10 protein-coding genes are annotated in these 11,260 nt (G+C 42.5%); 6 read left to right on the forward strand and 4 right to left on the reverse strand.

Going from position 1 to position 11,260, the window contains the following annotated elements; translation table 11 throughout:
- Positions 1-125 precede the first annotated feature (125 nt).
- Positions 126-1,730 (forward strand): DUF342 domain-containing protein, encoded by a 1,605-nt coding sequence (locus tag GZH31_RS13945; protein ID WP_036973061.1) that lies wholly within the window; start codon positions 126-128, stop codon positions 1,728-1,730.
- Positions 1,731-1,778: 48 nt separating this feature from the next.
- Here GZH31_RS13945 and asnA read toward each other — a convergent pair whose 3' ends face one another.
- Complete coding sequence (gene asnA / locus GZH31_RS13950) at positions 1,779-2,774, reverse strand: aspartate--ammonia ligase (RefSeq protein ID WP_036973062.1); 996 nt, start codon at positions 2,772-2,774, stop codon at positions 1,779-1,781.
- 187 nt (positions 2,775-2,961) lie between these two features.
- On the opposite strand from asnA, the gene asnC reads away from it, so the two are divergent.
- Genes asnC through recG form a run of 3 tightly spaced genes read left to right on the forward strand, consistent with a single transcriptional unit; the run spans position 2,962 to position 6,311 of the window.
- Positions 2,962-3,420 (forward strand): transcriptional regulator AsnC, encoded by a 459-nt coding sequence (gene asnC / locus GZH31_RS13955; RefSeq protein ID WP_036973064.1) that lies wholly within the window; start codon positions 2,962-2,964, stop codon positions 3,418-3,420.
- A gap of 54 nt (positions 3,421-3,474) precedes the next feature.
- Positions 3,475-4,191 (forward strand): tRNA (guanosine(18)-2'-O)-methyltransferase TrmH, encoded by a 717-nt coding sequence (gene trmH, locus GZH31_RS13960; RefSeq protein WP_065978344.1) that lies wholly within the window; start codon positions 3,475-3,477, stop codon positions 4,189-4,191.
- 38 nt (positions 4,192-4,229) lie between these two features.
- Positions 4,230-6,311: an ATP-dependent DNA helicase RecG gene (recG, locus tag GZH31_RS13965; RefSeq protein ID WP_118844645.1), complete on the forward strand. Its 2,082-nt coding sequence runs from the start codon at positions 4,230-4,232 to the stop codon at positions 6,309-6,311.
- Between the two features lie 54 nt (positions 6,312-6,365).
- On the opposite strand, the gene GZH31_RS13970 is transcribed toward recG, so the two are convergent.
- Positions 6,366-7,298 (reverse strand): porin, encoded by a 933-nt coding sequence (locus tag GZH31_RS13970; RefSeq protein ID WP_036973069.1) that lies wholly within the window; start codon positions 7,296-7,298, stop codon positions 6,366-6,368.
- Positions 7,299-7,494: 196 nt separating this feature from the next.
- A complete protein-coding gene (locus GZH31_RS13975) occupies positions 7,495-8,349 on the reverse strand; it encodes a LysR family transcriptional regulator (protein WP_036973070.1) in 855 nt (284 codons plus the stop codon).
- Between the two features lie 90 nt (positions 8,350-8,439).
- Here GZH31_RS13975 and GZH31_RS13980 point away from each other — a divergent pair, with 90 nt between their 5' ends.
- Both GZH31_RS13980 and GZH31_RS13985 read left to right on the forward strand, forming a co-directional pair.
- Entirely contained in the window at positions 8,440-8,814 is a 375-nt protein-coding gene (locus tag GZH31_RS13980; protein WP_036973071.1) for a DUF413 domain-containing protein, read from the forward strand.
- Between the two features lie 79 nt (positions 8,815-8,893).
- Positions 8,894-10,129 carry a diguanylate cyclase gene (locus tag GZH31_RS13985; RefSeq protein WP_036973072.1) on the forward strand — a complete coding sequence of 412 codons (1,236 nt, stop codon included), beginning with the start codon at positions 8,894-8,896 and terminating at the stop codon, positions 10,127-10,129.
- 2 nt (positions 10,130-10,131) lie between these two features.
- On the opposite strand, the gene rarD is transcribed toward GZH31_RS13985, so the two are convergent.
- Complete coding sequence (gene rarD, locus GZH31_RS13990; RefSeq protein WP_036973073.1) at positions 10,132-11,055, reverse strand: EamA family transporter RarD; 924 nt, start codon at positions 11,053-11,055, stop codon at positions 10,132-10,134.
- Positions 11,056-11,260: the final 205 nt, after the last annotated feature.

The following is an 11,260-nucleotide window of genomic DNA, read 5'->3' on the forward strand; positions in this document are numbered from 1 at the left end:
CTTTTTTAGACAAAGTTACTATTTTCCTCAGCCGAAGTTCTTGACTCACAAACCATTCTCTAGCAATCTGTGTAGTAATAATAATTAGAAACCTTTAACTATTGTAGTACAAAAGGATCCCCCACGTGTTTAAGCTGGCTCATAATGGAAACGTCTTATTAGATGTTCACGAACACTCACCACCCAGTGCTGCGTTTATTATCGAAGCATTAGAAAAGTCATCCTTCTGCGAATGCAGAGTGGATCATGATGCGATCAATAACTTTTTTAAAAATAAATCTACTGAACGTATGCTCGTTGTAGCTTCAAAGCATGATGCAAGCCTTGAGGTATCATTAAGTGATGACAAAATGCTGGCCACTGGTGAGTTGACTATCGCTGAAGGCGGCAAAGCCCTAACCCTTGAAAACGCGAAAAAAGAACTCATTAAAGCCGGCGTAGCACGGGGTTATAAACAAGCATTTTTAGAACAGTTATTACAAAAACAGTTTGAGCTTCCCGCAGGCACTAAAACCAAAGGCGTATTAGCAAAAGGCCGCTTGCCCATTGATGGCCAGCCCTCAAAACTAGTGCCGCAAGTAGAAACGTTAAAAGACCGTTTAAAACAGCCCAAACTACGTGAAGATGGCACCGCCGACATGCGTGACTTTGGTAAGTTAGCCAGCGTAGAGCCGGGTGTACTGCTTATAAAACAAGTGCCTGCCACTCCCGGTAAAGAAGGGTTTACTGTCACCGGTGATGTGCTACCAGCTAAAGCTGGTGAGAGCCATGCCTTAGTTGCAGGTGAAGGCACTGAGATTTCAAAAAACAATCCGCTGGAGCTGATTTCAGTGATCGCAGGGGTGCCTGTTGATATTGCCAATGGCATGCGTGTAGATGACATTTTTACGATTGCTGATGTTAACGTTAAAAGTGGCCATGTTGATTTTGAAGGCAGTGTCATCGTAACCCATAACGTTGAACCCGGCATGCGCATAAATGCGAAAGGCGACATTACCGTCATGGGAACCGTTGAGTCAGGTCACTTAACTGCGGCAGGCGATATCACCATAAAACAAGGTGTAATAGGCCACCAGCTCGATGATAAAAGCTTATCTTGTCATATTGTTTGCCAAGGCGACATTCATCTATCTCATGGTCAATACAGCTACCTTGAAGGGAATAACATTATCATTGACCGCCAATCAAGCCATTGTGTGATGAAAGCCGCTAAGTTGCTGCAGTTAGGCAAAGAAGACAACCCTCAAGGTAAGTTATTTGGGGGCACTATTTTAGATGCACAAATGGTGATAGCAGGTGAAATTGGTAATGAATCAGGTGCCAAAATGGTTATTAACCTCGCGGCCTCTGGCGCACAAGTCACCGCACAAACCGATCAGTGTTTAAAAGACCTAGCACAAACCGACTCACAGCTAGATAACTTGCAAGAAGCCATTGAAAAAGCCGACCAAGTCAAAGACGCTGAAAAGAAAAAGCTGTTATTGGCTAAGATAGGCGCTACACAAATGCATTACTGTGAACAAGCAGAGCAACTCGAGAAAAAGCTCTCAAACTTAGAGCTTCATTTACATGAACTGCTTGAAGGCGCACAACTCGTCGTTAATAAAACATTGCACTCGGGAGTTGAGATCCATATTTTCGATAAGGTGTTACTCACTAACCGCCAATACCCACCTTGTAAAGTCAAACTCGAAGAAAGCAAAATTGAAGTAGAGTTTAAAACAAGTTAAAAAAAAGAGGCTTAAAGCCTCTTTTTACCAGGGTCATTAATCTTTAAACTAAAGAATTCCTTCAACTTGCTGCTTTAACTGCTCAGGCCACACGCCGACCTGCACTTGCCCGATATGGTGCTTTTGTAATAGCAGCATCGCTAAACGAGACTGACCAATACCGCCACCAATCGTTTGTGGGAACTTTTTCGCTAATAACGCTTTATGCCAATCAAATTCAAGACGCGCTTGGTCGCCCGTAATCGCCAGTTGTGTAGCCAATGCATCAGGACTTACACGAATTCCCATCGACGAAATTTCAAACGCATCTTCAAGTACTGGGTTCCACACTAGAATATCGCCATTTAAACCAGCAAACTTGCTGCAGGTTTGCGTCGACCAATCGTCGTAATCTGGCGCACGCACATCATGAATTTTACCATCTGCAAGCGCTCCCCCAATACCAATTAAAAATACCGCGCCGTATTCCTGCGCAATCGCTTTTTCACGCTGTTTCGCAGTGAAATCAGGGTACATTTGGCGTAATTGTTCACTGTGAACAAAAGTAATTTTTTCAGGTAAAAATGGGGGGATATCAAACTCACTTGCAACATAACGTTCAGTCGCTTTTATCGCTTGATAAAGTAACGTTACTGTTTCTTTAAGTTTATCTAAAGTACGTTCAGTGCTTTCGCAAATCACTTTTTCCCAGTCCCATTGGTCAACATACACTGAATGAATCGGGCTTAATGACTCTTCGTCTGGGCGTAATGCTTTCATGTGAGTATAAAGCCCTTCACCGACAGAGAAATCATACTCGGCAAGCGTTTTACGCTTCCATTTAGCGAGTGAATGCACCACTTCAAACTGGCTACCAGGAATCGTTTTCACCGCCACCGATACAGCATTTTCAGTTCCACTCAAGTTATCTTGAATGCCATCACCTACTTTTGCCAAGATAGGGGCTTGCACCTCAACTAAGCCAAGTTGTTGCTCTAATTGACTCGAAAAAAACTGTTTTACTTTACTAATTTGCTGCTGTTGCTGCAGGTAGTGTGAACTCATAATAATTGGCCTCATTCCCAGTTATTGTTACTTGCTTATAGAGAACTAAAATCTCTTCGTTAAAACAATCCTCAACCAAATGAAGATTATTTTCAATAACCCGCAACAAAAAGAACTTAACATTGCAATTATCGTAAAAATAATGCTATAAATTTTAGATAATCAATAATTACAACTCGGTTAATTCATGGAAAATTATCAAATCGATAATCTCGATAAAAACATCCTCAACGCATTAATGGAAAATGCACGCACCCCATACGCAGAATTAGCCAAACGCTTTGCCGTCAGTGCCGGCACTATTCATGTTCGCGTCGAAAAAATGAAACAAGCCGGTATAATCACAGGCACCCAAGTGAGTATTAATGCAAAGCAACTCGGTTACGATGTCTGCTGTTTTATTGGTATTAATCTCAATAATGCCCGTGATTACCCAGACACCTTACTGCACCTAAAAGAGCTCGAAGAAGTGGTTGAGGCCTACTACACCACGGGTAACTACAGTATATTTATCAAAGTAATGGCGCGCTCTATTGACCACTTACAGGATGTGTTGATCAATAAAATTCAAGCCATAGAGGCCATTCAATCAACTGAAACGCTTATTTCGTTACAAAACCCAATAAGTAGAGCGGTAGTGCCCTAGCCTTATACTGGGTATAATCAGCGCCAATTAGAATCCGTCAACGAGCACACAACTATGGATACAACTCGCTTTGAGCGTGTAAAACAGGTGTTAGAACGCCGCCAAACGGACCTAACGGTTTGTTTAGAAGAAGTACACAAGCATCATAATTTATCAGCCATTGCCCGTACTGCTGACGCAACAGGCTGTCATCATGTGCACGCAGTGTGGCCTGACAATCAAAAATGGCTAACCAATAACACCTCGGGTGGCAGCAAAAATTGGTTAGAAACGCACTTGCATCGCACCATAGACGACGCCGTAGCGATGATGCGAGCCCATAATCCAGAAGTGCAAATTTTAGCAACTAACCTCAGTGACGATGCGGTCGACTTTCGCGAAATTGATTACACCAAACCAACGGCTGTGATTGTAGGCCAAGAGCGTGATGGAATTTCGCCTCGCGCACTTGAGCATGCTGATAAACACATCATTATTCCAATGCAAGGGATGGTGCAATCGCTCAATGTATCCGTTGCAGCCGCATTAATTTTGTTTGAAGCACAGCGCCAACGCGAAGAAGCCGGCCTGTATGAACGTAATATGTTAGATGACAGCATAAAACACCGTATTTTATTTGAGGGATGCCACCCTATTATTGCAAAGCAATGCCGCGAAAAAGAACTGCCTTACCCCGCGCTTGATGAAAGTGGAGAAATAGTCGCTGATGATGACTTTTGGCAGATTTTAAAACATACGCAATCGCTTGAAGCCGCTAACGACTCACAGTAAACTGAAAAAAGTTTACTAATTAATAATTTGAGTCTCCATTGAGTCATTGTAGCTTAGCGTTATACCCGATAACTGAATTAAAAGGCGTTGGCCCCAAAATGGCCGAGCGCCTTGCTAAGCTTGGGATTCATACAGTGCAAGATATGCTGTTTCATTTACCGCACCGCTATGAAGACCGTACTCGCATTCACCCCATTTGTGAATTACAGCCACACAGCCATGTGAGTGTCGAGGCCACAATTGAAACCAGCCAAATTACATTTGGCAAAAGACGCATGCTGGTTTGCCAAGTTAACGATGGCACCGGTCGTTTAACGCTGCGTTTTTTTAATTTTAGTGCGGCACAAAAAAATGCGCTCAGCGCTGGTAAAATTATTCGCTGTTTTGGTGAAATACGCCGTGGTCGGGTTGGGTTTGAAATGACCCACCCTGAATACAGTTTGTCAGACACGCCATCAGAACAACCGACGAACACCACCCTAACACCCGTTTACCCTGTTACTGAAGGCCTTAAGCAGCTGTCTATCCGCGCTTTAAGCGACCAAGCCTTAGCTTTACTTGCTAAATATCCCGTTGAAGAATTACTGCCAGAACAATTTCAACCCACAGGCATGCGCTTAAGTGATGCACTATTGACCTTGCATCGCCCGCAAAACGATGTCGATTTAACGGCGCTTGAGCAAGGCTTTCACCCTGCTCAGCAACGATTAGTATTTGAAGAGCTGCTCGCACAAAATTTAAGCTTGTTGAAGCTACGCCAAAAAGGCCAAAGTGTAAAAGCTATTGCATTAAAGCCTCATAACCCGCTAGAGACAGAGTTTTTGTCGACACTGGCATTTAGTCCTACCACGGCACAAAGCCGAGTTGTGGCTGAGATCAAGGGCGATCTTCAACACCCTTTCCCAATGATGCGCCTTGTTCAAGGTGATGTAGGCTCAGGAAAAACCCTTGTTGCCGCACTCAGTGCGCTAACAGCAATTAGCGAAGGCTACCAAGTTGCCTTAATGGCTCCGACCGAAATTCTTTCTGAGCAGCATGGTATCAACTTTAGCCAATGGTTTAACAACTTGGGCATTGAAGTCGCATGGCTTGGAGGCAAAAGTAAAGGAAAAGAGCGCACCGCCACACTTGAAAAAATAGCCTCGGGTGAGGCGCAAATGATTGTTGGCACTCATGCGCTGTTCCAAGAGCAGGTCGAATTTAATAACCTTGTCTTAATCATTATTGATGAGCAACATCGCTTTGGTGTGCACCAACGATTATCACTGCGTGAAAAAGGGCGTTTTGGCGACTGTTATCCCCACCAACTGGTTATGACAGCCACACCTATCCCACGCACGTTGGCTATGACCGCGTATGCAGACTTAGAAACCTCTGTGATTGATGAATTACCGCCAGGTCGAACACCTATCACAACCGTTGCCATTCCAGATACTCGCCGTGATGAAATCATTCAACGAGTCAGAACAGCCTGCACAGCACAAGGCCGTCAAGTGTATTGGGTTTGTACGCTTATTGACGAGTCTGAGGTATTGCAGTGCCAAGCAGCAGAGGACAGCGCAGCACAATTAAAAGAAGCCCTGCCCGAGCTAAATGTCGGCTTAGTACATGGCCGAATGAAAGCCGCTGAAAAGCAAGCGATTATGAGTGAGTTTAAAGCGGGTAATATTCATGTATTAGTCGCGACAACGGTGATTGAAGTAGGTGTTGATGTGCCGAATGCCAGCCTGATTATCATTGAAAACCCCGAACGCTTAGGACTTGCGCAATTACATCAATTAAGAGGCCGTGTTGGTCGAGGAGCGATAGCATCGCACTGTGTACTTCTTTATCACGCGCCTTTATCTGCAACAGCACAAAAACGCTTAGGTGTATTACGCGAAAGTAATGACGGCTTTGTTATTGCCGAAAGAGATCTTGAAATCCGTGGTCCAGGTGAAGTGCTCGGCACCAAGCAAACCGGTTTAGCCGAATTTAAAATCGCCGATCTTAATCGCGACAAACAAACGCTGGCCCATGTCAGACCTATTGCCTTTAAAATGTTAACCGATTACCCAGAGCAATCAAACAAGCTAATTACACGTTGGTTAGCAGGCAAATCAGATTACGCGCTCGCATAAAAAAGCCCCGCATCAATGCAGGGCTTAAAATAAGGGAGTTATCCGTGTGAACGGTTAGAATTTGTATTCAATACCAACGCCTAGGTAATCTTGATCCACTTGATTGTCCATATCAAATGTTGAGTAGAAACCAAATACTTTGGTGTTTTTGCTAAGCGTGTGATCAACACCAGCAGAGATAGCCGTTTTCTTATCGCCTTCATCAAAATCAATCACTTGGTATTGAACTTTGAACGTGTTGCTATTCATTTTATACGCCGCATTCACCAAGTAACCATCCGCTTCTGCGCTGCCATCCACTTTCTCTTGTGTTTGGTACATAGCACCTAGTTTAAAGTCGCCGACTTTACCTTGTACGGTTGCACGTACAATATCGTAGCCTTTCACTTCACTATCTGCTGCAACAGAGGCATACAGTTTGCTGTCTTTTAATTGAGCGTCACCGTAAGTAACTGCAAGTGAATAACCGTTATCTGCATCAACATCATCTTCTGCAATATAGGTTGCAAGCACTTTAAAGCCACTGAAATCGTTAGATGCGTAAGAAATCGTATTACCTAAACGGTTTTCACCTTTAAATACATTTTTAATATCGCCTTCAAGGTCATTGAATAAATCAATTTTGCCTTGAGATAGCTTCATTGCTGTATCGTTACGACCAATCACAACCTGACCAAAGCCACCTTTAACACCTACGTATTGGTTACGTGCAGTGATGTTGTCATCATTGTCGCCTTTTGAATCAGCGTCAGATACGTCAACACCAAACTCTAGTTTATAAACAGCTTCTAAGCCTTCAGTTATTTTTTCAGAGCCTTTCAGGCCAAAACGTGAGTTATTGCTTTTGATTTCAGTGAAAGACCCTTCACCATCGTCAGATGATTGAACAGTCACGTTTGCTTTACCATACACATCAACATCCGCTAATGCTGAAAAAGATAAACCACCAAATAAAGCTAAGAATAAGCTAGACTTTGCAAATTTCATGTCGTTTCCTCAATAATCGCAACAAAAACACGTGCTCGTGTTTCAATGCGGGCAGTTTGCCAGCGAAAAATGACAGAAAAATGACAATTGAAATAAAATCGTAAATTTACCTTCATGAAATGTAATTATTTCTGAAATAAAAACGTAACTTACTACTGCAAAATAAAATTTTATTTAAAGCATCGTTTAAAATTTTTTAAGCTTTAATTTTTAATTCAGTCAATAAAGTCACCAATTTCTCTAATAGTGGCGTTTGTTCATTATCTCTGTGGTAGGCAACAAACACATCTCGCGAGGTATGCGCCACATCTTCAACATGATATAGCTCACCCGCTTTAAGCTGCTCCTCGACTAATAACTGAGGAATAAAGGCACTACCGCCACACTTCAAAATTAAGTCTAAGGCAATACGCCCTGTGCTGGTTCTAAAATAAGGAGGAGCGTGACCATTAAACTCACGAGCATGCCATAACGAAAACGAGGTGCCCCAGTCTACATACACATACTGGTTATCAAAAAAGTTCTCACTGTTTGCTGTTTCGTATGCACTCACCGGAATGATCGGCAATTCACAAATACGCTCAACAATTAACTCATCTACTTTAGGGGGATCGAACAGCACGGCTAAATCGAGTGTGCGCTCAAGTAATAAACGCGTGCTCTCTTGCTGCGCCTTCACTTCAGCAACCAATGAAACTCCCGGCATTGCCGAGACAATATTCGTGATCCCAAACTGTAAAAAAGCATCCCAAATATTCGGAGTGCCTGCTAAACTAATTTGCTTATGCATATTATCAGCAAGTGCCACATCGACTTTAGCCCTTTGCATGCCGGTGATAATCATTTGTGCGTGAGGTAAGAGTCGTTCACCCGGCGCTGTTAGCTGTATATTATTACGCTGACGAATAAATAAATTAACGCCTAAACCTTGCTCTAATTGACGGATCCGAAAACTCACAGCAGACTGGGTAATGTACAGGTTTTCAGCTGCCTTACCAAAGTGACGTGTGCGCACCACTTCAACAAAGGTCTTTAATAAATCGATATCCATTTTTTACCCTTACGATAAAAATAACTTGTTTAATAAAATCGACAACTTGATCCATACTCCTGCAAGAAAATAGGGTATGAGGATACAGCCATGAGCAATGACATTTCATCACTTCGTCAGGCATTCGTAAGCCAACGTCAATTTTATGATGATCAAAACTTCCCACGCGGTTTTGGTCGTAGTGGTCACTTCACTTTGCTAGAAGCCGACATTCTCGAACAGCATGGTGTTGTACTAAAGGGTTTATACAACAAAACCCTAGAACCACAAAATGAATTTCAAACTCAATTTGTGCAAGTAGTCACAGGTAACCTAGAAGCAACCAACCCAATTGAGCGCGCTTGGATAAAATACCTAAAACAAACTACCTGCAAAACTAAGTTTCATACTTTGTTCGGTCGTTCTCGTATCGCGAGCCCGACACCACAAAGCGTTGATTATTATTCTGAGTCGGATAGTTTGTAAGCAAGTTGCTTTTTTAACTTTTTAGAGTTACAACATGTAATAACTTACGCTACGCGATAAAGTTATTACAAGGTAAAACGTGACCAGAAAAATATTAATCATTGAAGATGCACCTACTATTGCGCGAGTGCAAAAGCATATCGCGCATAAAGTAGGGTTTGAAGCAGACATTGCAACATCGTTAGCTGAAGCTAAACAACTTATTGCTGAAAATAACTATTTTTGCGCCGTTGTTGATTTTATCCTTCCAGATGCACCCAACGGTGAAGCCATCCCCTGCAGCGTCGATGCCGACATTCCTACCATCGTTATGACCGGCAATTTAGACGAAAAAACCCGAAACACGGTCGAAAAGCATCCTATCATTGATTACATCACCAAAGAAAATAAACAAGCCTATCAATACTTAGAAAAACAACTGACTCGCCTACCGCGTAATGAACAAATATTGGTTTTAGTGGTTGATGACTCCCCCGCAACTCGCCGTCACATTTGTAATCTACTCGCACGACATAAGTACCAAGTTATTGAAGCGGTAGATGGCGTAGATGCACTGCGAGTCTTAGCAGAAAACCCCTCAATCTCTGTGATCATTACTGATAACGAAATGCCTAATATGAATGGCGATCAGCTCTGTGTCGAAATTCGTCGTCTGTATAACAATGACGAAAAAGCCATAATTGGTATTTCAGCACAAGATACCTTGCATTTATCAACGCGTTTTTTAAAGTCTGGCGCTGACGATTATTTAAGTAAGCCCTTTAATAACGAAGAGTTTTATTGTCGCTTAAGCCAAAACGTCGACATGTTAGAAAATATTAAAACGATTCGCTTACAAGCGAATACCGACTACCTAACATCATTGCCTAACCGCCGCTATTTCTTTGGCGAGGCGAGTCAGCATTTAAAAGCGGCACACGCGGCAAAAAAATCGGTCTCACTCGGCATGATTGATATCGATTACTTTAAATCAATTAACGACAAGTACGGTCATGACTCAGGTGATGATGTACTCAAATGCCTGTCACGGTGCCTACTTAAGTACTTTAAAGATAATTTAGTCGGACGCTTAGGCGGAGAAGAGTTTGCTGTCTTTTTTGCTGATAATGATCCGCAACAAGCACAGCAACGATTAGAAAAATTTCGCCATTTCATCGAAAAACACAGCGCGGAATTTAGTCGTGACAACATTACATTTACGCTATCTATCGGATTTCATAATGGGCCTGTTTACAGCATTGATGAACTGATAAAACAGGCCGATTTAAAACTCTATCAAGCCAAAGAGACTGGCCGTAACAAGTTAGTGAGCTGATATTAAATAGGTTTAGTCACTGCTTTTAATGATGCTTTACGCTGCTTACGGCTTTGACGGTACGAATCCCAACTGAACAAAGCCAGCGCGCTCCATATACACGCAAACGTTATCACCCTTTCAGCATCAAATACTTCGCCATAAAATGCCACTGCAAGCACAAACATTAAACTTGGACCAATATACTGAAAAAAGCCCAATGTACTGTACTGCAAACGTTTAGCAGCGCCTGTAAAACACAGCAAAGGCAACGTGGTCACCACACCTGCACTAATAAGTAACAGATTGATATGCCAATCATTGGCAGTAAAATCAGAACTGGCTGTGGGCACCATTAACCACCAGTAAACCAGAGCAACAGGCAGTAAAATTAACGCTTCAAGTAATAACCCTGGCAGCGATTCGATAGGCAGCTTTTTACGCAGTAAGCCATAGATAGCGAACGAGCCTGCCAAAGAAAAAGCCACGATTGGAAAAGAGCCAAAGCTGAGCAATTGTAATAATACACCGCATAATGCAAGGCCAACGGCTACGCCTTGCCATTTACGCAGTCGCTCACCTAAAAACAGCATACCTAACAACACATTTAAAAGTGGGTTTATGTAATAACCCAAACTCGCATCGAGCATGTGGTTATTGTTTACCGCCCAAATAAACAAGCCCCAGTTAAAGCCAAGCAAACTGGCCGTTACCACCAGCATTAGGAGCAACTTAGGCTGACCTAATACAACGCGAATGCGCTGCCATTGATGGCGTGCAGCAATAATGATCAACAAAAATAACACCGACCAAATAACACGGTGCATCAAGATTTCAAAGGCAGATATATTCTGTAAAAGTTTAAAATAAATGGGTGCTAAGCCCCACATAAAAAACGCTAAACATGCGAAAATAACCCCTTTTCGCTGTTCAAGATTGGTAGGCATAAGTCAGGCTTTATAGATTAAAAACACTATTTTACGCCGCCTATTTACTGGCGCAACTAAAACGCGGCAAATAAACCCATGTATACCCAAACCACCTCAAGATGCGAGTTCTAGTTAGAATTAAAAGCGATTTAGGCAAGACATTGATTGCAAGTAATAGTGGTTCTATTGTTAAAATCAATAACGCAGTATAAATCGCTTTTAA

The sequence above is a fragment of the Pseudoalteromonas sp. JSTW genome (genome assembly GCF_013423925.1).
GTDB lineage: Bacteria > Pseudomonadota > Gammaproteobacteria > Enterobacterales > Alteromonadaceae > Pseudoalteromonas > Pseudoalteromonas lipolytica.

What these genes read in the sequence shown, in the direction of transcription:
- trmH (WP_065978344.1), top strand. Translation starts at nt 3,475, where the DNA reads ATGGATACAACTCGCTTTGAGCGTGTAAAACAGGTGTTAGAACGCCGC.
- asnC (WP_036973064.1), top strand. Translation starts at nt 2,962, where the DNA reads ATGGAAAATTATCAAATCGATAATCTCGATAAAAACATCCTCAACGCA.
- GZH31_RS13980 (WP_036973071.1), top strand. Translation starts at nt 8,440, where the DNA reads ATGAGCAATGACATTTCATCACTTCGTCAGGCATTCGTAAGCCAACGT.
- asnA (WP_036973062.1), bottom strand. Translation starts at nt 2,774, where the DNA reads ATGAGTTCACACTACCTGCAGCAACAGCAGCAAATTAGTAAAGTAAAA.
- GZH31_RS13975 (WP_036973070.1), bottom strand. Translation starts at nt 8,349, where the DNA reads ATGGATATCGATTTATTAAAGACCTTTGTTGAAGTGGTGCGCACACGT.
- GZH31_RS13970 (WP_036973069.1), bottom strand. Translation starts at nt 7,298, where the DNA reads ATGAAATTTGCAAAGTCTAGCTTATTCTTAGCTTTATTTGGTGGTTTA.
- rarD (WP_036973073.1), bottom strand. Translation starts at nt 11,055, where the DNA reads ATGCCTACCAATCTTGAACAGCGAAAAGGGGTTATTTTCGCATGTTTA.